Origin of the sequence: Klebsiella quasipneumoniae subsp. quasipneumoniae, assembly GCF_020525925.1 — a bacterium.
Lineage (GTDB): Bacteria > Pseudomonadota > Gammaproteobacteria > Enterobacterales > Enterobacteriaceae > Klebsiella > Klebsiella quasipneumoniae.
The window spans coordinates 2,162,566-2,188,441 of record NZ_CP084876.1; the positions used below are offsets into that span (position 1 = coordinate 2,162,566).

Annotated in this window: 21 protein-coding genes and 2 pseudogenes; 20 read left to right on the forward strand and 3 right to left on the reverse strand. The window is 64.4% G+C overall.

Annotated elements, in window-relative coordinates:
• Positions 1-171: 171 nt before the first annotated feature.
• The 8 genes from LGM20_RS10470 (at position 172) to LGM20_RS10505 (ending at position 8,534) form a co-directional block, all read left to right on the forward strand.
• Positions 172-1,836 carry a bifunctional 3-(3-hydroxy-phenyl)propionate/3-hydroxycinnamic acid hydroxylase gene (locus LGM20_RS10470; RefSeq protein ID WP_044523810.1) on the forward strand — a complete coding sequence of 555 codons (1,665 nt, stop codon included), beginning with the start codon at positions 172-174 and terminating at the stop codon, positions 1,834-1,836.
• A 1-nt stretch (position 1,837) separates the two neighbouring features.
• Positions 1,838-2,782 carry a 2,3-dihydroxyphenylpropionate/2,3-dihydroxicinnamic acid 1,2-dioxygenase gene (gene mhpB / locus LGM20_RS10475; protein WP_044523809.1) on the forward strand — a complete coding sequence of 315 codons (945 nt, stop codon included), beginning with the start codon at positions 1,838-1,840 and terminating at the stop codon, positions 2,780-2,782.
• A gap of 17 nt (positions 2,783-2,799) precedes the next feature.
• Positions 2,800-3,666, forward strand: a complete 867-nt coding sequence (gene mhpC / locus LGM20_RS10480; protein WP_044523798.1) for a 2-hydroxy-6-oxonona-2,4-dienedioate hydrolase — start codon at positions 2,800-2,802, stop codon at positions 3,664-3,666.
• Between the two features lie 9 nt (positions 3,667-3,675).
• Entirely contained in the window at positions 3,676-4,482 is an 807-nt protein-coding gene (gene mhpD, locus LGM20_RS10485) for a 2-keto-4-pentenoate hydratase (RefSeq protein WP_023290062.1), read from the forward strand.
• The gene (mhpF, locus tag LGM20_RS10490) at positions 4,475-5,425 is read left to right on the forward strand and encodes an acetaldehyde dehydrogenase (protein ID WP_044523797.1); all 951 of its coding nucleotides are present in this window, start codon (positions 4,475-4,477) and stop codon (positions 5,423-5,425) included. Before mhpD ends, mhpF begins: the two co-directional genes overlap by 8 nt.
• Positions 5,422-6,438: a 4-hydroxy-2-oxovalerate aldolase gene (gene mhpE, locus LGM20_RS10495; protein WP_044523795.1), complete on the forward strand. Its 1,017-nt coding sequence runs from the start codon at positions 5,422-5,424 to the stop codon at positions 6,436-6,438. The genes mhpF and mhpE overlap by 4 nt, the downstream gene beginning before the upstream one ends.
• A gap of 71 nt (positions 6,439-6,509) precedes the next feature.
• Positions 6,510-7,706, forward strand: coding sequence for a 3-(3-hydroxy-phenyl)propionate transporter MhpT (mhpT, locus tag LGM20_RS10500; RefSeq protein WP_044523792.1), 1,197 nt, complete (start codon positions 6,510-6,512; stop codon positions 7,704-7,706).
• Positions 7,707-7,808: 102 nt separating this feature from the next.
• Positions 7,809-8,534 (forward strand): purine nucleoside phosphorylase YfiH/LACC1 family protein, encoded by a 726-nt coding sequence (locus tag LGM20_RS10505; RefSeq protein ID WP_023290058.1) that lies wholly within the window; start codon positions 7,809-7,811, stop codon positions 8,532-8,534.
• A 12-nt stretch (positions 8,535-8,546) separates the two neighbouring features.
• Here the strand turns inward: LGM20_RS10505 and LGM20_RS10510 are convergent, their stop codons facing one another.
• Complete coding sequence (locus LGM20_RS10510; RefSeq protein WP_044523788.1) at positions 8,547-10,127, reverse strand: rhodanese homology domain-containing protein; 1,581 nt, start codon at positions 10,125-10,127, stop codon at positions 8,547-8,549.
• 5 nt (positions 10,128-10,132) lie between these two features.
• Positions 10,133-10,735 carry a cysteine dioxygenase family protein gene (locus LGM20_RS10515; protein WP_032453221.1) on the reverse strand — a complete coding sequence of 201 codons (603 nt, stop codon included), beginning with the start codon at positions 10,733-10,735 and terminating at the stop codon, positions 10,133-10,135.
• A gap of 106 nt (positions 10,736-10,841) precedes the next feature.
• Between LGM20_RS10515 and LGM20_RS10520 the strand changes: the two genes are divergently transcribed.
• The 7 genes and pseudogenes from LGM20_RS10520 to LGM20_RS10550 all read left to right on the forward strand — a co-directional run bounded on the left by LGM20_RS10520 (position 10,842) and on the right by LGM20_RS10550 (position 17,885).
• Positions 10,842-11,735, forward strand: a complete 894-nt coding sequence (locus LGM20_RS10520; protein WP_044523784.1) for a LysR family transcriptional regulator — start codon at positions 10,842-10,844, stop codon at positions 11,733-11,735.
• A gap of 144 nt (positions 11,736-11,879) precedes the next feature.
• Positions 11,880-12,975: pseudogene (locus LGM20_RS10525) on the forward strand (LLM class flavin-dependent oxidoreductase).
• On the forward strand, positions 12,962-14,113 hold the full coding sequence (locus tag LGM20_RS10530; protein WP_044523777.1) for an acyl-CoA dehydrogenase family protein: 1,152 nt from the start codon (positions 12,962-12,964) through the stop codon (positions 14,111-14,113). Before LGM20_RS10525 ends, LGM20_RS10530 begins: the two are co-directional and overlap by 14 nt.
• A 5-nt stretch (positions 14,114-14,118) precedes the next feature.
• The gene (locus LGM20_RS10535; protein WP_044523773.1) at positions 14,119-15,093 is read left to right on the forward strand and encodes an ABC transporter substrate-binding protein; all 975 of its coding nucleotides are present in this window, start codon (positions 14,119-14,121) and stop codon (positions 15,091-15,093) included.
• Entirely contained in the window at positions 15,090-16,127 is a 1,038-nt protein-coding gene (locus LGM20_RS10540; RefSeq protein WP_044523770.1) for an ABC transporter substrate-binding protein, read from the forward strand. Before LGM20_RS10535 ends, LGM20_RS10540 begins: the two co-directional genes overlap by 4 nt.
• Positions 16,108-17,103, forward strand: a complete 996-nt coding sequence (locus tag LGM20_RS10545) for an ABC transporter permease (protein WP_044523768.1) — start codon at positions 16,108-16,110, stop codon at positions 17,101-17,103. The genes LGM20_RS10540 and LGM20_RS10545 overlap by 20 nt, the downstream gene beginning before the upstream one ends.
• Positions 17,097-17,885: an ABC transporter ATP-binding protein gene (locus LGM20_RS10550; RefSeq protein WP_044523765.1), complete on the forward strand. Its 789-nt coding sequence runs from the start codon at positions 17,097-17,099 to the stop codon at positions 17,883-17,885. Before LGM20_RS10545 ends, LGM20_RS10550 begins: the two co-directional genes overlap by 7 nt.
• 617 nt (positions 17,886-18,502) lie before the next feature.
• On the opposite strand, the gene LGM20_RS10555 is transcribed toward LGM20_RS10550, so the two are convergent.
• Positions 18,503-20,575, reverse strand: coding sequence for a TonB-dependent siderophore receptor (locus LGM20_RS10555; RefSeq protein WP_115660679.1), 2,073 nt, complete (start codon positions 20,573-20,575; stop codon positions 18,503-18,505).
• Positions 20,576-21,080: 505 nt separating this feature from the next.
• Between LGM20_RS10555 and LGM20_RS10560 the strand changes: the two genes are divergently transcribed.
• From LGM20_RS10560 to LGM20_RS10580, 5 genes and pseudogenes are all read left to right on the forward strand, one after another.
• Positions 21,081-21,902, forward strand: coding sequence for an ABC transporter ATP-binding protein (locus LGM20_RS10560; protein WP_032453205.1), 822 nt, complete (start codon positions 21,081-21,083; stop codon positions 21,900-21,902).
• A complete protein-coding gene (locus LGM20_RS10565; RefSeq protein ID WP_044523758.1) occupies positions 21,899-22,924 on the forward strand; it encodes a FecCD family ABC transporter permease in 1,026 nt (341 codons plus the stop codon). Before LGM20_RS10560 ends, LGM20_RS10565 begins: the two co-directional genes overlap by 4 nt.
• A complete protein-coding gene (locus LGM20_RS10570; protein WP_044523751.1) occupies positions 22,921-23,973 on the forward strand; it encodes a FecCD family ABC transporter permease in 1,053 nt (350 codons plus the stop codon). Before LGM20_RS10565 ends, LGM20_RS10570 begins: the two co-directional genes overlap by 4 nt.
• Positions 23,963-24,940, forward strand: coding sequence for an ABC transporter substrate-binding protein (locus LGM20_RS10575; RefSeq protein ID WP_162823528.1), 978 nt, complete (start codon positions 23,963-23,965; stop codon positions 24,938-24,940). The genes LGM20_RS10570 and LGM20_RS10575 overlap by 11 nt, the downstream gene beginning before the upstream one ends.
• A pseudogene (locus tag LGM20_RS10580) lies at positions 24,906-25,839 on the forward strand (MurR/RpiR family transcriptional regulator). The gene LGM20_RS10575 and the pseudogene LGM20_RS10580 overlap by 35 nt, the downstream one beginning before the upstream one ends.
• The last annotated feature ends 37 nt before the right edge of the window (positions 25,840-25,876 follow it).

Genomic DNA, 25,876 nt, shown 5'->3' on the forward strand with positions numbered 1-25,876 from the left:
TTCCTTAAAATGCTTTATAAACAGCGATGTGCACCTGGTGCACATTCAGCGATGTTTTGATTGTAGCCGAAAACACCCGCCCTATACTCAGCCCATTATAAAAATACGTTTACACATGATTAACAAATTGCCTGTCAGCCGGGCAGTTTCCGAGTCGTGAGGTCGCTAAGAATGACAACATCTACACCCGATATTCAACCCGCCGTGCAGCATACCGCCCAGGTCGCCATTGCCGGCGCCGGTCCGGTAGGCCTGATGATGGCCAACTACCTTGGCCAGATGGGCATCAGCGTGCTGCTGGTAGAAAAGCTCGACAAACTGATCGATTACCCGCGGGCCATCGGTATTGACGATGAGTCGCTGCGGGCGATGCAGGCGGTGGGGCTGGTGGATGACGTGCTGCCGCACACCACGCCGTGGCACGCCATGCGCTTTCTGACCCCGAAGGGCCGCTGCTTTGCCGACATCCAGCCGATGACCGATGAGTTTGGCTGGTCGCGGCGCAATGCCTTTATTCAGCCGCAGGTGGATGCGGTGATGTATCACGGCCTGCAGCGTTTCCCGCAGGTCCGTTGCCTCTTCTCCCGCGAGGTGGAAGCCTTTAGCCAGAGCAGTGACGGTGTCACGTTAAATATCAAAGGACCGGATGGCGAGCGGGAGACAGTGCGCGCTGACTGGCTGGTGGCCTGCGACGGCGGCGCCAGCTTTATTCGCCGCACGCTGAACGTCCCTTTCGAAGGCAAGACCGCGCCGAACCAGTGGATCGTCATCGATATCGCCAACGATCCGCTGGCCACCCCGCACGTCTACCTGTGCTGCGACCCGGTGCGGCCCTACGTTTCCGCCGCGCTGCCCCACGGCGTGCGCCGCTTTGAATTTATGGTGATGCCCGGGGAAACCGAAGCCCAGCTCAGCGAGCCGCACAATATGCGCCGTCTGCTGAGCAAAGTGCTGCCGGACCCGGATCGCGTCGAGCTGATCCGCCAGCGGGTCTACACCCATAACGCGCGCCTTGCCGAGCGCTTTCGCATTGACCGGGTGCTGCTGGCCGGCGACGCCGCGCACATCATGCCGGTCTGGCAGGGCCAGGGATACAACAGCGGCATGCGTGACGCCTTCAACCTGGCGTGGAAGCTGGCGCTGGTGGTCAACGGCAAAGCGGGAGAGGCGCTGCTTGACAGCTACCAGCAGGAGCGTCGCGACCACGCGAAGGCGATGATTGACCTGTCGGTCACCGCCGGTCACGTGCTGGCGCCGCCGAAGCGCTGGCAGGGCGCGGCGCGCGATGGCCTCTCCTGGCTGCTGAACTACCTGCCGCCGGTGAAACGTTACTTCCTCGAAATGCGCTTTAAGCCGATGCCGCAGTATCGCGAAGGGGCGCTGCTGACCGACGGCGCAGGCAAAGCCTCGCCGGTGGGCAAAATGTTTATTCAACCGCAGGTGACGCTGGAGAACGGCGAGAGTCTCCTGCTCGATGAGGTTATCGGAGCGAATTTCGCCATTTTCGGCTGGGGCTGCAACCCGCAGTGGGGGCTCGACGCCGGGCAGATCGCCCGCTGGCGCGCGATAGGGGTGCGCTTTATCCAGGTCGTGCCGGAGGTGCAGATCCATCGCGAGCAGGATAACGCCCCGGGCACGCTGCGGGTGGGGGATAAGCAAAACCGTCTGAAGAGCTGGTTTGCGCAACATAACACCGCCATCGCCGTGGTCAGGCCGGACCGCTTTGTCGCCGCCCTCGCTATCCCGCAAACCCTCGGCGCGCAGCTGACCGCCCTGGCGGAAAAAATGACCCTTGCGGCCGGGGATACCGGCCACGCTGAAGAGAAGGTGGCCTGATATGCATGCCTATTTACACTGTCTGTCGCACACCCCGCTGGTGGGATTCGTTGACCCGGAGCAGGCGGTCCTCGATGAGGTGAACGGGGTGATTGCCGACGCCCGGCGGCGGATCGCTGAATTCGATCCCGAGCTGGTGGTGCTCTTCGCCCCCGATCACTACAACGGTTTTTTCTATGACGTGATGCCGCCGTTCTGCCTGGGCGTCGGCGCCACCGCCATCGGCGACTTCGCCAGCGCCGCCGGCGACCTGCCGGTGCCCACCGAGCTGGCGGAAGCCTGCGCCCACGCCGTGATCAACAGCGGTATCGACCTGGCGGTGTCGTACAACATGCAGGTGGATCATGGCTTCGCCCAGCCGCTGGAGTTTTTGCTGGGTGGGCTGGATCGCCTGCCGGTGCTGCCGGTGTTTATTAACGGCGTCGCCGCGCCGATGCCGGGGTTTCAACGCACCCGGCTGCTGGGCGAGGCGATGGGCCGCTTCCTCAACACCCTCAATAAGCGGGTGCTGATCCTCGGCTCTGGCGGGCTTTCGCACCAGCCGCCGGTGCCGGAGCTGGCGAAGGCGGACGCCCATCTGCGCGACCGCCTGCTCGGCAGCGGCAAACAGCTGCCGCCGGACGAACGCGAGCTGCGCCAGCAGCGGGTGATCAGCGCCGCCCGACGGTTTACCGAAGACCAGCGCTCGCTCCATCCCCTCAACCCGGTCTGGGACAACCGCTTTTTGAGCCTGCTGGAGCAGGGGCGGCTGAGCGAACTGGACGCGATCGGCAACGACGAGCTGTCGGCGATGGCCGGCAAATCGACGCACGAAATTAAGACCTGGGTGGCCGCCTTTGCCGCGCTATCCGCTTTTGGCCGCTGGCGCAGCGAAGGCCGCTATTACCGGCCGATCCCCGAGTGGATCGCCGGATTCGGCTCGCTGAGCGCCACCACCGAGATTTGATTAACCGGGAGACTAACATGAGCTATCAACCGCAAACCGAAGACGCCACCAGCCGATTCCTCAACGTCGACGAGGGAAGCCGCACGCTGCGCATCCATATCAATGACTGCGGCGACGGGGAAGAGACCGTGGTGATGCTGCACGGCTCCGGGCCGGGGGCCACCGGCTGGGCCAACTTCAGCCGCAACATTGACCCGCTGGTCGAGGCGGGCTATCGCGTGCTGCTCCTGGACTGTCCGGGGTGGGGGAAGAGCGATTCGATCGTCAACAGCGGTTCGCGTTCGGATCTCAACGCCCGCATTTTGAAAAGCGTGGTCGATCAGCTGGGGATCGATAAAGTCCATCTGCTGGGCAACTCGATGGGCGGTCACAGCGCGGTGGCCTTCACCCTGAGCTGGCCGGAGCGGGTGGCGAAGCTGGTGCTGATGGGCGGGGGAACCGGCGGCATGAGCCTGTTTACGCCGATGCCGACGGAAGGCATCAAACTGCTGAACGCCCTGTACCGCGAGCCGACCATTGAAAACCTGAAGAAGATGATGAGCATTTTCGTCTTCGACACCCGTGACCTCACCGACGCGCTGTTCGAGGCGCGGCTGAACAATATGCTGTCGCGCCGCGACCATCTGGACAACTTCGTCAAGAGCCTCGAAGCCAACCCGAAACAATTCCCTGACTTTGGCCCGCGGCTCGGCGAGATCGCTGCGCAAACTCTCATCGTCTGGGGACGCAATGACCGCTTCGTGCCGATGGACGCCGGACTACGCCTGCTCGCCGGGATCGCCGGCTCTGAGCTGCATATTTACCGCGACTGCGGCCACTGGGCGCAGTGGGAACATGCCGACAGTTTTAATCAGTTGGTGCTCAATTTCCTCGCACGGGCTTAAGGAGTGATGATGACTATTTCTCTTGACGCGCTGGCGCAACAGTTGCGCGACGCCGAACGAACCGGCCAGGCGATCGCCCCGCTGCGCGATATCCTCGGCGTCGACAACGCCGACGCCGCCTACGCTATCCAGCGCCTGAACGTGCAGCACCACGTGGCCCATGGCCGACGGGTGGTGGGCCGCAAGGTGGGCCTGACCCATCCCAAAGTGCAGCAGCAGCTGGGGGTCAACCAGCCGGATTTCGGCACCCTGTTTGCCGACATGTGCTACGGCGACAACGCCGATGTGCCGTTTGGCCGCGTGCTGCAGCCCAAGGTGGAGGCCGAGATCGCCCTGGTGCTGAAACATGATCTGCCCCATGCCGATACCACTTTTGATGAGCTGTATAACGCCATCGAATGGGTGCTGCCGGCGCTGGAGGTGGTGGGCAGCCGCATTCGCGACTGGTCAATCGGCTTTGTCGACACCGTCGCCGATAACGCCTCCTGCGGCCTGTACGTCATCGGCGGCCCGGCGCAGCGACCGGCGGGTTTGGATCTGAAAGCGTGCGCCATGCAGATGACCCGCAACCAGGAGCTGGTCTCCAGCGGCCGGGGCAGCGAGTGCCTGGGGCATCCGCTGAACGCCGCGGTGTGGCTGGCGCGCAAGATGGCCAGCCTCGGCGAACCGCTGCGGGCGGGGGATATCGTGCTGACCGGGGCGTTAGGCCCGATGGTGGCGATTAACGAGGGGGACAGCTTTGTCGCCCATATTGAAGGTATTGGCTCAGTCGCGGCACGCTTCGTCGCCGCCGGAGAAGGACATCGTGATGCGTAAACGTAAAGTCGCCATTATCGGCTCCGGGAATATCGGCACCGATTTAATGATTAAAATTCTGCGCCACGGCCAGCAACTGGAGATGGCGGTGATGGTCGGCATTGATCCGCAGTCGGATGGCCTGGCCCGCGCCCGGCGCATGGGCGTCGCGACCACCCACGAAGGGGTGGGCGGCCTGATGCAGATGGCGGAGTTTGCCGATATCGACTTTGTCTTCGACGCCACCAGCGCCGGCGCGCACGTCAAAAACGATGCCGCGCTGCGCGAAGCGAAGCCAGGGATCCGCGTCATCGACCTGACGCCGGCGGCGATTGGCCCCTACTGCGTGCCGGTGGTCAACCTTGAGGCCAATCTCCACCAGGGCAACGTCAATATGGTGACCTGCGGCGGGCAGGCCACCATCCCGATGGTCGCCGCGGTCTCGCGGGTGGCGAAGGTGCATTACGCGGAGATCGTGGCCTCCATCGCCAGTCAATCCGCCGGGCCGGGGACGCGAGCGAATATTGACGAATTCACTGAAACCACCTCGCAGGCGATTGAAAAGGTCGGCGGCGCGGGCAAGGGCAAGGCGATTATCGTGCTGAACCCGGCGGAGCCGCCGCTGATGATGCGCGATACCGTGTATGTGCTGAGCGAGATGGCGTCCCAGGAGGCGATTGCCGCCTCGATCGCCGAGATGGCGGCGGCGGTGCAGGCTTACGTGCCTGGCTACCGGCTGAAGCAGCAGGTGCAGTTTGAGGTTATCCCCGAGGATAATCCGGTCAACCTGCCCGGCGTGGGCCGTTTTTCCGGACTGAAAACCGCGGTTTACCTCGAAGTGGAAGGGGCGGCGCACTATCTGCCGGCGTACGCCGGCAACCTCGATATTATGACCTCGGCGGCGCTGGCAACGGCGGAGAAAATGGCCGGGGCAATGAACAGCGCGGCGGGAGCGACAGTATGAACGGTAAAAAACTCTACATTTCGGATGTGACGCTGCGCGATGGTATGCATGCGATTCGTCACCAGTATTCCCTGGCGCAGGTGCAGCAGATTGCCGGCGCGCTGGATAAGGCGGGGGTGGACTCCATCGAAGTCGCCCACGGCGATGGGCTACAGGGATCGAGCTTCAACTACGGCTTTGGCGCCCACAGCGATATCGCCTGGATTGAAGCGGCGGCGGAGGCGGTCAGCCAGGCGAAAATCGCCACCTTGCTGCTGCCGGGCATCGGCACCCTGCACGACCTGAAAGCCGCATATCAGGCCGGGGCGCGGGTGGTGCGGGTCGCCACCCACTGCAGCGAAGCGGACGTCGCGGCGCAGCATATTGCCTTTGCCCGCGAGCTGGGGATGGACACCGTCGGTTTTCTGATGATGAGCCATATGATCTCCCCGCAGGCGCTGGCGCAGCAGGCGCTGAAGATGGAATCCTATGGGGCGACCTGCATCTACGTGGTGGATTCCGGCGGGGCGATGAACATGAACGACATTCGCGATCGCTTCCGCGCGCTGAAGGCGGTGCTGAAGCCGGAGACCGCCACCGGGATGCATGCCCACCATAACCTGAGCCTCGGGGTGGCTAACTCTATCGCCGCGGTGGAAGAGGGCTGCGACCGGATCGACGCCAGCCTGGCCGGGATGGGGGCGGGGGCGGGCAATGCGCCGCTGGAGGTATTTATTGCCGCCGCCGACAAGCTCGGCTGGCGGCATGGCACCAACCTCTACGCGCTGATGAATGCCGCCGACGAGCTGGTGCGGCCGCTGCAGGACCGCCCGGTGCGCGTCGACCGCGAAACGCTGGCGCTGGGCTACGCCGGGGTCTACTCCAGCTTCCTGCGCCACAGCGAAGCGGCGGCGGCGCGCTATGGCCTCAGCGCGGTGGATATTCTCGTCGAGCTGGGCAAACGGCGGATGGTCGGCGGCCAGGAGGATATGATCGTCGACGTCGCGCTGGATCTGCTTAACCGCCAAAAATAACAACGGGCGGCTGACCATGCATCAGCCGCCCATCACCTGCTCCGTTTGTCCGGCTATCGCAAAGGTACCCTATGACCAAGATAACGACCGCAAACTCCTCGCGCCTGGTGGTCACCATCGGGCTCTGTTTTATGGTGGCCCTGATGGAGGGGCTGGATCTGCAGGCGGCGGGGATCGCCGCCGTGGGCATGGCGCAGGCCTTTGCGCTGGATAAAATGCAGATGGGCTGGATCTTCAGCGCCGGGATCCTCGGCCTGCTGCCCGGCGCGCTGGTGGGCGGCATGCTGGCGGACCGCCACGGGCGCAAACGCATCCTGCTGGGCTCGGTGCTGCTGTTTGGCCTGTTCTCGCTGGCCACCGCGGTGGCCTGGAGCTTCCCGACGCTGCTGCTGGCGCGCCTGCTCACCGGCGTCGGGCTGGGGGCGGCATTGCCGAACCTGATTGCCTTAACCTCGGAAGCCGCTGGTCCCCGTTTTCGCGGCCGGGCGGTGAGCCTGATGTACTGCGGGGTGCCCATTGGCGCCGCGCTGGCGGCGGCGCTGGGGTTCTTTGGCCTCGCCGCGGCCTGGCAGACCATCTTCTGGATTGGCGGCGTGGTTCCGCTGCTGCTGATCCCGCTGCTGATGCGCTGGCTGCCGGAATCGCAGGCGTTTCAACGCGTGGAGACCAGCGTGCCGCTGCGCACCCTGTTTGCCCCGGGGCATGCCGCCGCCACGCTGCTGCTGTGGCTGGGCTATTTCTTTACTCTGCTGGTGGTCTATATGCTGATCAACTGGCTGCCGATGCTGCTGGTAGGCCAGGGATTCAGCGCCAGCCAGGCGGCGGGAGTGATGTTCTCTCTGCAGATCGGCGCCGCCTGCGGCACCCTGCTGCTGGGGGCGCTGATGGATAAGCTTACTCCGTTGCGCATGTCGCTGCTGATATACAGCGGCATTCTGGCGTCGCTGCTGGCGCTGGGCAGCGCATCGTCGCTGAGCGGGATGCTGCTGGCGGGGTTTGTCGCCGGGCTGTTCGCCACCGGCGGCCAGAGCGTGCTCTACGCGCTGGCGCCGCTCTTCTATCCCGCGGCGATCCGCGCCACCGGGGTCGGCACCGCCGTGGCGGTGGGACGCCTGGGGGCGATGAGCGGTCCGCTGCTGGCCGGCAAGATGCTGGCCCTCGGCACCGGCACCGTCGGGGTGATGGCGGCCTCAGCGCCGGGCATTGTGCTGGCCGGCGTGGCGGTGTTCTGGCTGATGCATCGCCAGCAGCGCGCGGCCATTGTCTGAAGCCTGTCCGGCGGTCCGGCGAAAAAATGCCGGGCCGCCGCCTTGCCTCTGCGCGTGCCCTGGCCTAAGGTAAGACATCATTCTCTGTCGCTAATCGTCTCTATGGCTTACCGCTCCCGCTTGCTCGACGCTATCCCTGGCATCCGCCACGCGTTTCTCGATGTCCACGAAACCGCCGCCTTTCCCTATGCCGAAATGGCGCCGGTGAAGCTGGTCCATGGCAATGAGGTTCATCATTATCAGCAGCCGCTGCCGACGCGCCCGCATGCCGACGCGGTGTTTACCGCCGTCGCCGGGCAAAAGGTGGGGGTGGTAACCGCCGACTGCCTGCCGATACTGATCGCCTCGCGCGACGGTCGCTTCATCTGCAGCGTGCATGCCGGCTGGCAGGGGCTGGCCAGCGGCATTATCGACAACAGTCTGGCGACTTTTCGCCAGCAGGGGGCGGCGCTGGCCGATCTGGTCATCGCCGTGGGGCCGCATATTCACCCTTGCTGTTACGAAGTCTCCGCCGGATTTTATCAGCAACTGCTGGACCAGCCCGGCGGTGACCGGGTGGCCCGGCACCGCCAGCGGCTGTTCCATTCCCGTTCTGGCCCGGTCAGCGATCCGCTCAAAGCCGCGGCGCGCGGCAGCGATAATCTGTGGTTTGATCTGCGCGCTTTCGCTGAGGCGATCTTCGCAGAGGCGGGGGTGGCGTCAACGAGCGTTGAATGGCTGGGGAGCTGCACCTATTGCACGCCGCAGTCGCTGGGCTCCTACCGGCGCCGGACCCATTTTCCGGCGCCGAAGAGCTTTCAGTACTCGTGGATCATGCGTGAGGCCTGAGTCGCGCTGGCGTTAGATCACCTGAAAACCGTGGGTGCCGTCGCGGGCCAGCTGATCCACCAGGCCGTACTCCCACTCCAGATAGGCCTGCATGGCCTCTGCGGAATTATCGGTCCCTTCATAGGGACGGCGATAGCGGTCCCGGCGCTCGACAGCGAGGCCGGCGACGCCATGGGCCAGCGGCAGACCGGCGGCGATCCATGCCAGCGTCCCGCCGCGCAATACCTGTACCGGCTTACCGGTTAAGGCCGCCACCTCGGGCACCGCGTAGCGGGCCAGCAGGCTGCTGCCGCAGGTCACCACGTAACGTTGAGCGGGAGGGAGCGCTTCCAGGGCCTGGCGCAGCTGCGAGCGCGTCAGCCACCATGCGCCGGGGATATGGCGGGCGACAAAGTTGGCGCTGGTGGTGAAATCGAGCACCACCGTACCGGGGTCGTCCAGCTGTTGCGCCAGCTGCGCCGGGTTTATCTCCGCCGCCTGCGGGGCGGGGGGCACTTCGGCGGCCGGTACCCCGCGCTCGCTCAGCTGGCTGGCCGACAGCGCGCTCAGCCGCGCCGTCTCCCAGCCCATCTGCGCCAGCCACGAGCCGGTTATCGCCGCCCGGACGCCATCGTCATCCAGTAGCACGATTCGCGCCCCTCGTACGCTGGCGAAGTGATCGGTCTCCTGCACCAGCTGGCCGCCTGGCGCGCTCAGGCTGCCAGGATAGTGGCCCGCCGCGTACTCCTCAGGGCTGCGCACATCAAACAGGAAGGTGGTGCGGTCGCTCTGCTGCAGCCAGCGTTGCAGGGTCGCCTCATCGATGACCGCCACCCCGGCCCGTTCGGCGAGATGCGCCACCTCGGCGGCCCGGGCGCCAGAGGCGCGGGCGGAGGGATCGTATTGCCGCTGCTGCTGGTGCGCCAGCGTCTGGCCGGCCAGCGTCCAGCCGATAGTGCCATTGCGCAGGGCATGGACCGGGTTCGGCACGCCGGCGTTGATCAGCGACTGGGTGCCGATGATGCTGCGGGTGCGTCCGGCGCAGTTGACGATCACCGGCGTTTGCGGGGAGGGCGTCAGGCTCTCCACCCGCAGGGCCAGCTCGCCGCCGGGCACGCTGATGCTGCCGGGGATGCTCATGGTCTGGTACTCGTCGAAGCGCCGGGCGTCGACGATCACCACCTCCTGTCGGCTGTCGATGAGCGCCTGAACCTCCCGGGCGCTGAGCGACGGCGTGTGACGCACGCTTTCCACCAGCTCGCCAAAGGCTTTACTGGCGGAGTTGACGTCCTGAAACAGCTCGCCGCCGCTGCGGCGCCAGCCGGCGAGACCCTCGGCCAGCAGGGCCACATCCTGATAGCCCCAGGTCCGCAGTCGTTCGACGGCGATCTCCGCCAGCCCTTCGCCATTGTCGTAGACGGTGATCGGGGTGGTGAAGCGCGGTATCCGCCGGCGCACCTCCAGCTCCAGTTTGCTGAGCGGCAGATTGACGGCAAACAGCGGATGAGCGGTGGCGAAATCGGCCTCTTCACGGACGTCGATGAGCGCCAGTTCACGACGGTCGAGCAGCGCCTGGCGGATCCCGGCGGCCTGTCGGTAAGCGTAAGTGGACATAATGGTTATCCTTGGTGTTCGCGGGAGGGATCCCAGATGTTGGGCACATGGCGGTTGGCGTAGCCGGAGATAAACGGTTTTTGCTGGCCTTCCGGGGTATACACCGCGCGCTTCACCGCGCCGATGTTGCCGCCGTAAACATGAATGCTGATGGAGACGCGATCCGCCAGCGCATTGCTGACGCGATGAATATCGCCATCGTCAACGGAGACTTTCTCCACCTGGCCTGCCTGCAGGAGCGTCGCGGCGCCCAGCGGCCGCGGTATGCCGTCTGCATCCAGCTGGTAGCGTTGATTCTCCTCTGCGCCGCGCAGCATACCAATGGCCCCCCATACCCGGTGGTCATGGATCGGCGTCGCCTGTCCCGGCCCCCAGACGAAGCTGACGATCGAGAAGCGCTCCCCGGAGTCGGCATGCAGCAGATACTGCTGGTAATGGTGCGGGTGCGGCAGGGTGTACTCTTCTGGCAGCCAGTCGTCGTGACGTACCAGCGCCGCCAGCCGTTGGGCCACGGCGTCAAGCAGCGGCGCGGTCTGGTGGTGTTCACGGTGCAGGCGATCAACCTCATGAATAAAATGGCGTAATTTTTCCAGTCGTGGTCCAGTCATGTGCGGTTCCTGTCAGAGGGACTGGTCAAAACGCTAACAGAGGCGTTAATATTATTTAAATGCAATTTACGCATATATTAATATGCAAATTACACATAAGGATCCTATGCGCATCGACGATATTGACGCTCTGCTGGCCACGGTGCAGTTTTCTTCCCTCAATCAGGCGGCGGACTATCTGGGGATCACCCAGTCGGCTATCACCCGGCGCCTGCAGCGTCTGGAGCAGGAGCTGAACGTCACGCTGTTGGCGCGTCAGACCCGCCCGCTGACCCTGACCGCCGCCGGTCAGCGGGTGTACGAGCAGTGCCTGAGCATTAAGCGCGAGACGAAAAAGCTCTACAGCCTGTTGGATCCGGAAGGCGAGCCGCGCGGCGCGCTGCGTCTCGGCGTACCGCAGAGTATCAGCGAGATCGCGCTGCCGGCGGCGCTGGCGGCGCTGAGCCAGCAGTTTCCCGCACTGTCCCCGCAGGTCGCCTGCGGCTGGAGCGGAGAGCTGCAGCGCCGGTTGGAAAACGGCGAACTGGACGGCATGCTGGCGATGGGCCCCGCCCAGCAGACCTTCGCCGAGGGCTACAGCGGGCGGCTGCTGTGTCCCCTGGAGGTGGTGCCGATTGCCGCCCGGCGTCTGAATCTGCGGGCGTCGTCGCTGCGGGAGTGCGTCGAACAGGGCTGGATCCTTAACCCCGACGGCTGTGGACTACGCGCCGGGCTCATCCGCGAGCTGCAAAGCCAGGGTCTGCGCCTGAAGCTTAACGTCGAGAGCGCGGGCGCCCAGCTGCAGATGGCGCTGGTGGCGCAGGGACTGGGGCTGGGTCTGGTGCCGCGGGCGGCGCTGGCGGCCAGCCCGTGGCGTGACGAACTCGAGGTCGTCAACCTCAGCGACTTTCAGCCTGCGGTGTCGCTGTGGCTGATCCACGCCCGGTATCTGGCAAACCTGCAGTCGCCGCTGACCTTTTTCGCCAGCAAAGTGGTGCAGCAGCTGACAGTATCCGACTGAAAGCACTATGTATTTTTGTTTAATGCCAGTCTTGCATATTAAGATATGATAAAAATGCATTTTGTTCATTAACACACCCTGTATAGGGTAATGACCAGCGCCGCCGTCGCGGCCACTCCATTACCCTGACGCAAGGAGTTGTTCATGAGCATTCAGTTTCTCGGCATGATTGGCCATCGCCTCTCTTCCGAAACGATTGCCCCGGTGGGGCCGATCTTTGACCGCGACTATATCGTTCGCTTTGCGCAAACCCATGAAGCCGCCGGGTTCGATCGCCTGCTGGTGGGTCACTGGTCCGATCAACCCGACGGCTTTCTGGTGACCGCCCTGGCCGGACTGTCGACGCAGAAAATTCAGTACCTGCTGGCCCATCGCCCCGGTTTTGTATCACCGACCCTTGCCGCGCGCAAATTCGCCACCCTTGAGCATCTGCTGGGGGGCCGGCTGGCGGTGCATATCATCAGCGGCGGCAATGACGCCGAGCAGCGCCGGGACGGCGATTACCTCGATCACGACCAGCGCTATGCCCGCACCGACGCCTTCCTTGACGTCGTACGCCAGGTGTGGACCAGTGAGCAGCCGGTAGATATTCACGACGATTTTTATCAGGCCGAACAGGCCTGGTCAGCCATTCGTCCGCTGCAAAAGCCGCATCTTCCCATCTACTTCGGCGGTTCGTCGGAAGCGGCCATCGCTGTCGCCGGCAAACACGCTGACGTCTTCGCCCTGTGGGGCGAGTCGCTGGCGCAAACCGGCGAGACCATCCAGCGCGTGCGCGCCGAAGCGGCGAAACACCAGCGTGATATTGGCTTCAGCGTCTCGTTCCGGCCGATTATCGCCGACAGCGAAGCCGAGGCCTGGGAGAAAGCCGAGCATATCCTGCACGTCGCCACCGAGCAGGCGGCGCAGCGCGGGGGCGGGTTCAAGGCCAAACCGGACAGCATCGGCGCCCAGCGGCTGCGGGCCACCGCCGCGCAGGGCAGAGTGGTGGACAAACGCCTGTGGACCGGCATCGCCCAGCTGGTGGGCGGCGGGCATAACTCCACCGCGCTGGTAGGCACCCCGGAGCAGGTGGCCGATGCGCTGCTCGACTACTACGACCTCGGGGTGCGCAACTTCCTGATCCGCGGATTCGACCCGCTGAACGATGCGGCAGACTACGGCCGGGCGCTGCTGCCGATCGCTCGTGAAAAAGCCGCGCGGCGTGCGGTGGCGGAGCGCGCATCGTGATCCATCCTGAGCGCGACGACTGGGCGCAGCAGCTGACGGCGGTACGCCAACAGATGGCGGAGCAGGCGGCCAGTCTTGACGCCAGCGGCGACTTTCCCTGGCGCAATATCGACCCTCTGCGCGCGGGGGGCTGGTTAAGCCTCGCCGTGCCGCGTGCTTACGGCGGCGCGGGCGCCAGCCTGGCCCAGCTGCAGCAGGCCATCGCCGCCATCGCCTGGGGTGAGCCGGCGACGGCGCTGATCGTCTGCATGCAGTATCTGCACCATTTGCGGCTGGCGGAAAACGACGCCTGGCACGCGCCGCTGCGCCAGCAGGTTTTTCATGATGCCGTCGAACACGGCGGCCTGATCAACAGTCTGCGCGTTGAGCCGGATCTGGGCTCCCCGGCGCGCGGCGGCCTGCCGGACACCGTGGCGAGCCGCCGCGCGGACGGCTGGGACATCAACGGCCATAAAATCTATACCACCGGCATTGAAGGGCTGCGCTGGCTGGCGGTTTGGGCGAGAAGCGATGAGAACCCGCCGCGGATGGGCACCTGGCTGGTGCCTGGCGACAGCCCGGGGATTAGCGTGGTGAAAAGCTGGGATCACGCCGGGATGCGGGCTACCGGCAGCCATGAGGTGATTTTTCGCCACGTGCGGGTGGCGGCAGAGCATGCGGTGGATGTCTGGCCGGTCGATGCGCCACCCGCCGCTCAGGCGGAACCGTTGCGCCTGTTCGCCAACCGACAGACGGCATTGCTGGCGGCGATCTATGACAGCATCGCCCGCGCCGCTCACGACTGGCTGGTGAGGTGGCTGGCGGGGCGGGTGCCCGCGGGTCTCGGCCATCCGCTTTCCCGCCTGCCGCGGGTGCAGGAGAAGGTCGGGCAGATCGCCGAACTGCTGTTGGTTAACCGCAGCTTGCTGGAGCAGGCCGCTGCGCTGCGCTTTTCCGCCATTGAGGCCAACCTGGCGAAAGTCACTATCACCGACAACGCCATTCAGGCGGTGAATATCGCGCTCGAGCTGACCGGCAATCATGGCCTCAGCCGACAAAACCCGCTGGAACGCCACTACCGCAATGTGCTCTGCGGCCGGGTGCATACCCCGCAGAGCGACAGCGCCTGGCTGGCAGCCGGCCACTTCGTCTTTCAATCACAAGGATAATCACGATGCGTCTATCATTCTCAGGCCGGGTGGCGGCAGCGCTGATGCTGCTGGCGCTGGGCGGTTACGCGACGGCGCAGGAGCGGCTTACCCTGCGCATCGCCGATCAAAAAGGCGGCATGCGTTCGCAGCTGGAGGCGGCCAACGCCCTGCAAAACCTCCCCTACGACATTAAGTGGGCCGAATTTCCGGCCGCCGCGCCGCTGGCGGAAGCCCTTAACGCTGGCGCGGTGGACGCGGGGATCATCGGCGATGCGCCGCTGCTCTTCGCCCTGGCTAACGGCGCGCCGGTAAAAGCGATCGCCGTGGACAAAAGCAACCCGGCGGGGACCGCGGTGCTGGTTTCTCCCGGCAGCGCGATAAAAACCGCCGCCGGGTTAAAAGGCAAGCGCATTGCCACGGGCAAAGGGTCGATTGGCCATTTCGTGGCGCTGAAAGCGCTCGAGCAGGCGGGCATCTCGCCGAAGGAGGTGCAGTGGGTGTTCCTCGGTCCGGTGGACGCCAAAGTGGCGCTGCTTAACGGTTCGGTGGACGCCTGGGCGACCTGGGAGCCCTACACCACCCAGATGGTGAAGACCAACGAGGGGCAGATCCTGGTGAGCGGCAAAGGGCTGCTGCCGGGGAATACCTTCCTTGCGGCAACGGATTCAGCGCTTAACGATCCGCAAAAGCGCGCCGCGCTGCAGGATTATCTCCAGCGCCTGGCCGGCGCCGAGCGCTGGGCCTACGCCAATCTCGACAGCTACGGCAAAACGCTGGGGGAGATCATCCGCTTCCCGGCGGAGATCGCCCGCGCGCAGTTTGCCAACCGCCAGTCGCAGTGGCACCCGCTGGCGGAGGAAACGGTGACCCAGCAGCAGGCGACGGCGGACTTTTATCTCGCCAACGGCCTGATCCGCACCCGGCTGGACGTGAAGCCGACCTTTGACTCCAGCTTTAGCGTGCCCGCCGGGCCGGCCCACGCGGAGGTAACGCCATGACCCCGTCCGCTTTTTCCCGTCGTCGTTTTTTAAAGCTAAGCGGTGGCCTGGCGCTGGCCGGGGTTTCCCTGCCGCTGTGGGCTCACGATATGGCGGAGATGGCCAGCGGCGATGCTCATCCGGCGCTACGCCTGCCGCAGCCGTACAAGATCAAGCTGGCGATCAACAAAAGCGCGGTTTGCCTCGCGCCGGTCGCCGTCGCCGAGCAGCAGAAGATTTTCAGTAAATATAACCTCGACGTTGAGTTTGTTAACTTCGGCAACTCCACCGATGTGCTGCTGGAGGCGATCGCCACCGGCAAGGCCGACGCCGGGGTGGGGATGGCGCTGCGCTGGCTGAAGGCGCTGGAGCAGGGCTTTGACGTCAAGCTCACCGCCGGGACCCATGGCGGCTGCCTGAACCTGCTGACGGCCAAAGCGTCGCCGTTCAACGGCCTTGAGAGCCTGAAAGGGCAAACCATCGGCGTCACCGACATGGCCGGGCCGGATAAAAACTTCTTCGCCATCCTGCTTAAGCGCCACGGTATCGATCCGATAAGCGACGTGCAGTGGAAAGTCTACCCGGCGGATCTGCTCAGCGTGGCGCTGGATAAGCGCGAGATCGCCGCCATCAGCGGCAGCGAGCCGTTCAGCTATCGGCTGCTGGAGACCGGCAAGTATCAGCTGATCGCCAGCAATATGACCGGGGACTATGCCAATCTGAGCTGCTGCGTGCTGGGGGTGAGCGGGAGCCTGGCGCGGGATCATAAACCGGCCGCCGCGGCGCTCACCCAGGCAATCCTTGAAGCGCACAGCTATGCCGCCGAACACCCGGAAAGCGTGGCGCAATCTTTCCTCGCCCATGCGCTCAACACCAGTGAAGCGGAGGTAAGCGGCATTCTGCACGGACAGGGGCACGGCCACCACGCGGTGGGGGAGGCGTTCGTGAAAGAGCTGACGCAGTATGCGGTCGACCTGCAGCGGGTGCAGGTGATCAAACCGGGCACCGATCCCCATCAGTTTGCGGAGAGTATCTATGCCAACGTATTCGCCTGAGCAGGCGCTGGCGCGCCCAACCGGCCGCGCGCCGCTGTGGGGAGAAGGGCTGCTGGCCGCCGCGCTGTGGCTGCTGGGCGGTCTGTTCACCCTGGCCTGGCCCGATGCCGGGCGGCGCTGGCCGTTTAGCGAGGGCTGGGCGCTGGCGCAGTTCGCCTTCGGCGGCGGCTTGCTGCTGCTGGCGCTGAGCTATCGCTACTGGCGAGCGCGCGGCGCGCGCGTGCTGCATGCCGGCAAGTGGCTGGCGCTGCTGCCGGTGCTGTTCGCTGCCTGGGAAGGGCTGACCGCCAAGAGCGGCGTGCTGCCGGTGCCGTTTTTCGCGCCGCCGCAGGCGCTGATCGAGGTGCTGCACGACGACTGGCCGCGTCTGCTCGACAGCCTGCTGCACTCCCTGGGGCTGCTGGGGCTTGGGGTGCTGCTCGGCACCAGCAGCGGGTTCGTCACCGGTCTCGCCATTGGCTGGTCGCAACGGATAGGCTATTGGGTCCATCCGGTGTTACGCCTGCTGGGGCCGGTGCCGTCCACCGCGCTGCTGCCGCTGTGCCTGTTTATCTTTCCGTCAAGCTTCGGCGCCAGCGTGTTTTTGATTGCGCTGAGCACCTGGTTCCCGGTCACGGTGCTGACCTGGTCCGGGGTCATCGGCATTGACAAGGCGTGGTACGACGTGGCGCGGACGCTCGGCGCCAGCCAGCGTTTCCTGATCCTGCGGGTAGCGATCCCCGCCGCGCTGCCGAACGTCTTTGTCGGCCTGTTTATGGGGCTTGGCGCGTCGTTTTCGGTGCTGATTGTGGCTGAAATGGTCGGGGTGAAGTCGGGGATCGGCTTCTACCTCCAGTGGGCCCAGGGCTGGGCGGCCTATCCCAATATGTACGCCGCGCTGCTGGTGATGGCCTTGCTGTGCTCCGGCCTGATCAGCGGATTATTTATGCTGCGCGATAAGCTGCTGAGCTGGCAGCGGGGAGGGATGCAATGGTAACCGCGACGTCAGGTTCGCAGACGATAGCGCGCGGCGCGGCGGTATCGATAAGCCATCTTCATCACGCGTTTACGCTCGGCAAACAGGCGGTGCCAGTGCTGGAGAATATCAGCCTGCAGCTGCGGCCAGGGGAAAGCGTGGCGCTGCTGGGCCCTTCCGGCTGCGGTAAATCCACCCTGCTGCGGCTGCTGGCCGGGCTGGAAGCCCCGCAGAACGGACAGATGCAGTTCGACGGCGCGCCGCTCGGCGCTCCGGGGCCGGAGCGCATACTGGTGTTTCAGGACCCGACGCTCTATCCCTGGCTGACGGTGCGGCAGAACGTGCTGCTGGGCCCGCAGGCGCAGGGCAAAAGAGGGCTGGAAGCAAAGGCCGACGCGCTGATTGACCGCATCGGTCTGCAGGCCTTCAGCGAAGCGTGGCCGAGGCAGCTGTCAGGGGGGATGGCGCAGCGCGCCGCGCTGGCGCGCGCGCTGTTGAACGAGCCGCGCCTGCTGCTGCTCGACGAGCCGCTGGGCAAGCTGGACTCGCTGACCCGCATCAGCATGCAGCGGGAGCTGATCGCCCTCTGGCAGCAGCAGGGGTATACCAGCCTGCTGGTGACCCACGATATCGAAGAGGCGCTGCTGCTGTGCGAGCGGGTGCTGGTGATGTCGCCGCGTCCGGGGCGGATTATCGCCGAGTTCGCGCTGCCGCTGGCCTTTCCCCGCCACCGCGATAACCCGCAGCTGCTGCAGCATCGTCAGGATATATTGCGCATCCTCGGCCAGGAGGAGGACTGGTAGGGTAAACGCACTCCCCGGTGGCGGCTGCGACTTACCGGCCTGCGAACTCGAGGGGAAGGGGAAGGACCGCAGGCCGGTGCAAGCGCAGCGCCGCCCGGCAATGGACATCCGGCGCCATGCGCCACGTTTTGCCCGGTGGCGGCTGCGCCTTACCGGGCCTGCGAACTCCACAGAAGGGGAAGGACCGTAGAACGCAGGCCGGTGCAAGCGCAGCGCCGCCCGGCAATGGGTATCCGGCACCATGCGCCACGTTTTGCCCGGTGGCGGCTGCGCCTTACCGGGCCTGGGAGCTCCACAGAAGGGGAAGGACCGTAGGCCGGTGCAAGCGCAGCGCCGCCCGGCAATGGACATCCGGCGCCATGCGCCACGTTTTGCCCGGTGGCGGCTGCGCCTTACCGGGCCTACGAGCTCCACAGAAGGGGAAGGACCGTAGAACGTAGGCCGGTGCAAGCGCAGCGCCGCCCGGCAATGGATATCCGGCGCCATGCGTCACGTTTTGCCCGGTGGCGGCTGCACCTTACCGGGCCTGGGAACTCGAGAGGAAGGGGAAGGACCGTAGGCCGGTGCAAGCGCAGCGCCGCCCGGCAATGAGCATCCGGCGCGACGCCATGTACGGCTTAAAAATCCATCTTCACCGTGAACTGTACCTCACGCGGATCGCCAATCTGATTGCCGAGGTTATTGGTGCCGATGGAAGAGGTGTAATAGGTCTTATCAAACAGATTCTTCACATTCACCTGCAGCGTCACCGGATACTGCAGCTTCATCTTATAGGCGGCGAACACGTCCGCCACCGCATAGCCCGGTAGATAATAATCCGCGCCGTTGGTGCCGGAGCGCTTGCTGAGCGCATGGCCGCCGCCGCCCACCGTCAGGGTGTTGCTGTTGTAGACGTTATGAATGTCATAGGTCAGGAACAGCGAACCGGTGTGTTTCGGTACGTTCGGCAGCGGTTTCCCGGCGTAATCCGGATCTTCCAGCACTTTGGCGTCGGTGTAGCCGTAGCTGGCGATCACGCTGAGGTTATCGGTGATGGACCCCGCCAGATCCACTTCCACGCCCTGGGAACGCACCTTGCCCGCGGTTTTGGCCACCGTCTCATCGCCAATGCTCTCGGTGTACAGCACATTGCGCTTATGAATATCAAACAGCGCGATATTGGCGGTAATGCCCTCCAGCAGGTCGAATTTGGCGCCCACTTCGTAGGAGGTGGACTCTTCCGGCGGCAGCTCGCCGATATAGCTGGCGATCGACGACTGCGGCATAAACGACTGGGCGACATTGGCGAACAGCGACACGTTCGGCGTCACTTTGTAGACCAAGCCGGCTTTCGGCGTCCATTTCTCATCGCGGCTGTCGGTATTGACGTTAAACGGTCGGCCTTTACCGGCGTACTGGGTGTAATACTGGTAGCGCACGCCGGCGACGGCGATCCAGTTGTTGGTCAGGTACAGCGCGTCCTGCACGTAAGCGGCATAGCTCTCCTGCTGGATCCGCTGATCGCTGTCGGACGCGGAGACGGTATTGCAGGTGTCGAGGGTGCCGTAGACCGGATGATAGATATTAAAGCCTTTCACGTTCTTGCAGCGCAGCATATCGGTGCGCAGCAGATCGTAATTCTCATAGGCGACGCCGGTCAGCAGTTCGTTATAAAAGCCGCCCACCACCACGTTGCCCTGCAGGTCGGCGCGGGTCGAGTGCATCTTCTGCGTGGAGCCATGGGTTCCATCGACCCGGCGGGTCAGGTTGCCGGTCGCCGAATCATAAGCCATTACTCGCGCCTGGTTATCGTTATAGTGATCCTGGCTGTAGCTGTAATCGAAGCGCGCGGTCCAGGCGTCGTTAAGGCGATACTCGGCGTTGAGCTGGGCGAGGTCGGAATAGCCATCGGTAATATTAAACGCTTCATCGAAGCGGGTTTTGCGATCGACGTTCACCGCATGGCCGGTATTCAGATCGAAAATAGTGCCGCGGTCAAAGGGCGCGCTGTAGTCGCGGTGCGAATAGGACGCGGTCACCGTCGCCCGGTCGCCAAACCAGGTCAGGGAAGGGGCGAAAAAGCTGCTTTTGTTTTTACCGAAATTGCGCCAGTAATCTTCATTCTGATAGTCCCCAATCAGCCGGTACGCCAGATTCGTGCCTTCGATGGGGCCGGTGACGTCGACGCTGCCGGTACCGCCGCCAAAGCTGGAGGACGTCGCGGAAACCGAACCGGAGAACTGCCGCTCCGGACGTTTGGTGATGACGTTGATCAGCCCGCCGGGGTCGAGAATACCGTACAGCGTCGAGGCGGGTCCCTTCAGGACTTCCACCCGTTCGGTGGCGGCGTTAAAGCTGCGCGGCAGAACGGTGCGCAAACCGTTGGTCATGATCGAGCCGTCGCGGTTAGCGCCGAAGCCGCGGCGGGTAAAGGCGTCCTGGGTGCCGCCGAGGGTGTTGGTTTGCACCACGTTGGCGACGTTATACAGCGCCTCGTCGAGCGAGGTGGCGTGCTGATCTTCGAGAACCCGGTCGCTGACGGTATTCACCACCTGCGGAATATCCAGCAGCGGCATCGCGGTCAGCGTCGCGGTAGAGGAGCTGAGCGGTTGATAGCCGCTGGTGGCGCTCTGCTGGGCGCCATCGGCCACCACGGTGATGGTCTCTTCCGCGTCGTTGTTACCTTTCGCCGCGTTATTTTCCGCGGCCATTAATCCCGGTGAGGCTAAAAAAAGAAGCGAAAAAAGCGCCCGCCCTTGCAACGAGGTGAAGGCGACATGGGGTTGAGTCATTATCTTTTTCTCGTGAACGAATCTGCCTTTGCGGTCAGATAAAGCCAATAAAATCATTGCCCTGAATAATAAAAACACGCGATTTAGCGTCTGAACGCGCCTTTCTACGTGTAATTGAGAATCATTCAATCATGAAGGAATGTAGTAGTAAACGTTATACAAGATAAAAAATCAGCGGCGGGGAACAGGGCGTTTTAAACACCTCCATCAGGGAATATCCTGTGGTTATCTATTTGATATTATTTTATTTTAATTCTATTGCGTTGGCGCGGCCTCGCTGTAGTCATCGTCCGCGCTTGAAGACGATGGCGACTATTGACTACTACATTCATCCCCGTCATGATCAAAAGAGAATGAGATTTATTTTGATTTGACTGCAGAATGTCCAGCCATCGCCTGGAACGCTGCGGCGCAGGAGCGAGTTATGCCACAGCGGGTGACACCTGCAGAGCAGGGGATCGTACTGGATGCCCTGTCGGCCGGCTACGGCCAGACCCTGATCGTTGACGACATCAACCTGACCATCCCCACCGGCAAAATGACGGTGCTGGCAGGGGCGAACGGCTCCGGCAAATCCACGCTGCTGTCGACCATCGCCAGGATGCTGAAACCGCTCGGCGGCAGCGTGCGTCTGGACGGGCAAGCCATTCATCAGATGCCGACGAAGGCCGTCTCGCGCCAGCTCGGCATCCTGCCGCAATCGCCGCTGACGCCGGAAGGGTTAACGGTTTTCGAACTGGTCTCGCGCGGTCGCTTCCCGTGGCAGGGGCTGATGCGCCAGTGGTCCGACGCCGATGAGCTGGCGGTGGAAGAGGCGCTGCGCTTAACGGGCACCCGCGAGTTTGCTCATCTGCCGGTGGACAGCCTCTCCGGCGGCCAGCGTCAGCGCTGCTGGATCGCCATGGCGCTGGCCCAGCAAACGGCCACGATTCTGCTTGATGAACCGACCACCTGGCTCGACCTGCGCTATCAGGTCGATATTCTCGAACTGCTCCAGACCCTGACCCGCGAGCATGGCCGTACGGTGGTGACGGTGCTCCATGACCTTAACTTTGCCGTCAACTACGCCGATCTGCTGGTATTCCTTAAACAGGGGCGCATCGCCGGCACGATCAGCGACGGTGAAGTCTGTAGCCCTGAGCTAATTAAACGCGTGTTTGATGTTGACGTGCAGATGTCGATTAACCCGCAAACCGGCAAACCGTTCTTTATGCCGTTTCGCGCCCGCCAGGCGGCGGCACAATGAGCGTGGTTAGCCTGCATCCCGCGCGGCGGCGCGCCCGTCCCCGGCTGGCGCTGCTCCTGCTTACGCTGCTGCTTATTGCCGGCTCGCTGGTGCATCTTGGCCTGGGCGCCCGCTGGATCGCCCCGCAGACGGTGCTGCAGGCGCTGCTGGAGTACAACCCGCGTAACTTCGATCAGCGGATAATCGTCGAACTGCGCCTGGTGCGGCTGGCGGCGGCGCTGCTGACCGGCGCGGCGCTCGGCGTCGCCGGGCTGCTGCTGCAGACGGTGATCCGCAACCCGCTGGGCGAGCCGCATATCCTCGGCCTTAACGCCGGCGCGTCGCTGGCGGTGGTGGCGACCTCTGCGCTGGGGCTCTCCTTCGGCGCTTTCCCCGCCGCGCGGCCGCTGACCGCCGCCTGCGGCGCGGCGCTGCTGTTCGGCGGGGTGATGGCGCTGGCCTCTGCCGGTCGCGGCGGAGCGACGCCGCTGCGCATCACGCTGTGCGGGGTAGCGCTGTCGGCGTTTGCGTCGGCGGTGACGGCGGCGATATTAATTCTCGATGAACAAACGCTGCTGGCGATGCGCACCTGGCTGGCGGGCGATCTGGCCGGGCTGAACTGGAGCACGCTGCGGACGGCGCTGGTCCCGGCGCTGATCGGCCTTGGCGTTGCGCTGTTCCTTGCCCCGCGCCTCAACGTGCTGGCGCTGGGGGATAAGGTAGCGCTGGGCCTCGGCGTGAACCTCGTCCAGACCCGGCTGCTGGGCCTGCTGGCGATTGCGCTGCTCTGCGGCGCGGCGGTGGCGGTGGCCGGGCCGATCGGCTTCGTCGGGCTGGTGGTGCCGCACGTGGTGCGCCGTCTGGTGACGGAAGATATCCGCCTGGCGCTGCCCCTGGCGGCGCCGGTGGGGGCGCTGGTGCTGCTCCTGGCGGATATCGCCGCCCGGACGCTGGTCGCCCCTCAGGAGCTGGCCACCGGGGCGATGACCGCCCTGGTGGGCGCGCCGCTGTTTATCTTTATCGCCGCGAGGTTTTTTAAATGATGCGCGCCGTCCATCGGGCCGGCTTTCGGCCGCTGGTTTTCGCTTCCCGCCAGCTGCTGCTGCGCCCGGCGGCGCTTAACATTGCCGCCTTAATGCTGCTGATGCTGCTGGCGCTGGGGCTGTACAGCCTCAGTCGCGGCAGCTATCCGCTGCCCGCGTCGACGCTGGCGCGGGCCCTGCTGGCGCCGCTGGAGATTGGCGAGCAGCCGCGCTTTATTCTGTTTGATATCCGCCTGCCGCGGATCCTGATGGCGCTGCTGTGCGGGGCTATGCTGGGGCTGGCCGGCGCGGCGATGCAGAGCATCACCCGCAACGGGCTGGCCGACCCGGGGCTGATCGGCGTCAAAGAGGGAGCCAGCATCGTGGTCCTGGCGCTGGTGCTGTTTTTCCCGGCGGTAGGCCTGGTCTGGCGGCCGCTGGCGGGAATGGTCGGCGGCGTGGCGGTGGCCCTGCTGGTCCTGACGCTGGCGCGCGATTGTTCGCGACCGCGCTTTATTTTAATTGGCGTCGGCGTCTCCTGGACCCTGGCGGCGGCGGTCGGCATCTTTATGACCACCGCCGACGTTCGCGACGTGCAGACGGCAATGATCTGGCTGGCGGGCAGCCTGCAGGCCGCCACCTGGTCGCTGCTGGCGGTGGCCTTTTGCTGGGCGCTGCCCGGTGCCATCATCCTGTTCTGTACCGCCCGGGCGGCGGACGCGGCGCTGCTGGGCGACCGAACCGCCATCGGCCTCGGGGTGCGTCTGCAGCAGTTGACTCTGCTGCGCTTTTTCGCCCCGGTGCTGCTGACCTCGGCCAGCGTCTCCTGCGTCGGCAGCCTGGGCTTTGTGGGCCTGATGGCGCCGCATATGGCGCGTTTCGTGCTGCGCGGCGGTCAGGTCTCGCTGCTGAGCGGCAGCGCCCTGATTGGCGCCTTGCTGGTGCTGGCGACCGATACCCTTGGTCGGTTGGCGTTTGCGCCGCTGCAGATCCCGGCGGGGATTGTGATTGCCCTGGTGGGCTGCCCGTTCTTTGTTGTCTTGCTCTGGCGTCGCCGTGATGCCCTTTAATCAGGAAGGTATTATGCGTTGGTTCGTCTCATTGCTGCTGTTGCTGACGGGGGCCGTCAGCGCCGCCGACCCACAAACTCAAACTTTTACCGATGATTTAGGCCGCACGGTCACCGTCCCGCTGCATCCGCAGCGCATTGTTTCGATGCACGATCTCGATATTACTATTCCGCTGATTGAGCTCGGGGCGCCACCGATCGCCAGCCACGGCCGCACGCGCCCGGACGGCAGCCACTATCTGCGCTCCAGCGCCCAGCTCACCGGTGTCGATTTCGATAACAGCGATATCCGCTTTATTGGCACCGCCGATATCGATCTGGAAGCGGTGGCTGCCGTCAGGCCGGATCTGATCATCACCGAGCCCAGCCGCCACGTGTCGGTGGAGCAGCTGGAGAAGATTGCCCCGACGGTGAGCATCGACCATCTGCAGGGCAGCGCCCCGGAAATTTACCGCAAGCTGGCGCAGCTGACCGGCACCCAGCCGCGGCTGGCGATCCTCGAGCGCCGCTATCAGGAGCAAATCAAGCAGCTGAAAGCGATGGTCAACCCGTCGCAGTACAGCGTCTCGGTGATCCAGGCGAACAACGGCAAGGTCACGGTGCATCATTCTTACCACGCGCTGGGCCGGGTGCTGCGCGACGCCGGGTTCCGCTTTCCGCCGTTGATTGAGCGGATCCCCGACGGCCAGCGAATTGACGTCAGCGCGGAACAGCTGCCGGAGCTGGACGCCGATTTTGTCTTCGCCACCTGGCGGTCGGATACCGGCGGTAAGCCGCAGGATGAGCTGCAGGCGATGGAAGGGGTGATGCCCGGCTGGTGCGACTTTATGCGCGCCTGCCGCACCGGGCGCTATATTTTGCTGCCGCGGGAGGAGGTGATCTCCAACTCCTACGCCGCGCTCTCTCTGATGGTGGCCCAGGTGCAGTCGCATATTGCCGGCAGGCCGATCCCGGCGGTGGCCAAATGAAAAGCGCGGTGAAAAAAGAGAAGGGGCGGGTCGACCTGTTCGGCGAACGCTATCGCGCCCGGGCGCATCAGCTCTCTCCCCGCCTGCGGGCCGTGGTCAGCTATATCAACGACAACCGCGAGGTGGTGCTGGAGCAGACGGCGATGGAGATCGCCACCGCGACCCAGACCTCTGACGCCACGGTGGTGCGCGCCATCCAGGCGCTGGGCTTCGCCGGGCTGCGCGAGCTTAAGCAGACTATGGAGCGCTGGTTCGGCACCTCGGTCACCTCGGCGGAAAAGATGCGCTCGACGGTCACCGCACTCGCCAGCGACGTCAATTCCAGTATTGATTTTGTGCTTGAAGGGCACCAGCGGGTCTGCGAGGTCCTGTCGCGGGCCGACAACCGCGCGGCGGTGGCCCAGGCGGTGGCGTTGCTCAGCGACGCGCGCCAGGTGGGGATCTTCGGCATCGGCGCCTCGGGGATCCTCGCCGAGTACACCGCCCGGCTGTTCAGCCGCATTGGCCTGCCGGCTTACGTGATGAACCGCACGGGCTTTAGCCTCGCCGAACAGCTTATCGGCCTGCAGCGCGGCGATGTGCTGATCATGATGGGGCAAAAATCCCCCCATCGCGAAGGGATGACCACCCTGCGCGAGGCGAAGCGGCTGGGTATTCCGACCATCCTGCTGACCCAGGCGGTGGACTCGCGCTTCAGTCAGGAGGCGCAGGTGGTGATCGACGTCCCGCGCGGCGGGGACAGTAGCCGGATGCCGCTGCACGGCACGGTGCTGGTCTGTCTGGAGATGATTGTCCTGTCGGTGGCCTCGACCACGCCACAAAAAACGGTGAAATCCCTGAAGCGAATCAACGACCTGCACCGGGCCATCGGTAAATCCGGCGGTAAACGGGCCAGTTGATAAGATAATTCACCAGCGGGAAGGTTTCCGGTTGCAT

Bases quoted from the DNA above. Each gene is read 5' to 3' on its own strand.
- LGM20_RS10470 (WP_044523810.1), top strand. From the start codon at position 172: ATGACAACATCTACACCCGATATTCAACCCGCCGTGCAGCATACCGCC.
- LGM20_RS10520 (WP_044523784.1), top strand. From the start codon at position 10,842: ATGCGCATCGACGATATTGACGCTCTGCTGGCCACGGTGCAGTTTTCT.
- mhpE (WP_044523795.1), top strand. From the start codon at position 5,422: ATGAACGGTAAAAAACTCTACATTTCGGATGTGACGCTGCGCGATGGT.
- LGM20_RS10555 (WP_115660679.1), bottom strand. From the start codon at position 20,575: ATGGCCGCGGAAAATAACGCGGCGAAAGGTAACAACGACGCGGAAGAG.
- LGM20_RS10570 (WP_044523751.1), top strand. From the start codon at position 22,921: ATGATGCGCGCCGTCCATCGGGCCGGCTTTCGGCCGCTGGTTTTCGCT.
- LGM20_RS10550 (WP_044523765.1), top strand. From the start codon at position 17,097: ATGGTAACCGCGACGTCAGGTTCGCAGACGATAGCGCGCGGCGCGGCG.
- LGM20_RS10505 (WP_023290058.1), top strand. From the start codon at position 7,809: ATGGCTTACCGCTCCCGCTTGCTCGACGCTATCCCTGGCATCCGCCAC.
- mhpB (WP_044523809.1), top strand. From the start codon at position 1,838: ATGCATGCCTATTTACACTGTCTGTCGCACACCCCGCTGGTGGGATTC.
- mhpD (WP_023290062.1), top strand. From the start codon at position 3,676: ATGACTATTTCTCTTGACGCGCTGGCGCAACAGTTGCGCGACGCCGAA.
- LGM20_RS10560 (WP_032453205.1), top strand. From the start codon at position 21,081: ATGCCACAGCGGGTGACACCTGCAGAGCAGGGGATCGTACTGGATGCC.
- LGM20_RS10575 (WP_162823528.1), top strand. From the start codon at position 23,963: ATGCCCTTTAATCAGGAAGGTATTATGCGTTGGTTCGTCTCATTGCTG.
- mhpC (WP_044523798.1), top strand. From the start codon at position 2,800: ATGAGCTATCAACCGCAAACCGAAGACGCCACCAGCCGATTCCTCAAC.
- LGM20_RS10535 (WP_044523773.1), top strand. From the start codon at position 14,119: ATGCGTCTATCATTCTCAGGCCGGGTGGCGGCAGCGCTGATGCTGCTG.
- mhpT (WP_044523792.1), top strand. From the start codon at position 6,510: ATGACCAAGATAACGACCGCAAACTCCTCGCGCCTGGTGGTCACCATC.
- LGM20_RS10515 (WP_032453221.1), bottom strand. From the start codon at position 10,735: ATGACTGGACCACGACTGGAAAAATTACGCCATTTTATTCATGAGGTT.
- LGM20_RS10540 (WP_044523770.1), top strand. From the start codon at position 15,090: ATGACCCCGTCCGCTTTTTCCCGTCGTCGTTTTTTAAAGCTAAGCGGT.
- LGM20_RS10565 (WP_044523758.1), top strand. From the start codon at position 21,899: ATGAGCGTGGTTAGCCTGCATCCCGCGCGGCGGCGCGCCCGTCCCCGG.
- LGM20_RS10510 (WP_044523788.1), bottom strand. From the start codon at position 10,127: ATGTCCACTTACGCTTACCGACAGGCCGCCGGGATCCGCCAGGCGCTG.
- LGM20_RS10545 (WP_044523768.1), top strand. From the start codon at position 16,108: ATGCCAACGTATTCGCCTGAGCAGGCGCTGGCGCGCCCAACCGGCCGC.
- mhpF (WP_044523797.1), top strand. From the start codon at position 4,475: ATGCGTAAACGTAAAGTCGCCATTATCGGCTCCGGGAATATCGGCACC.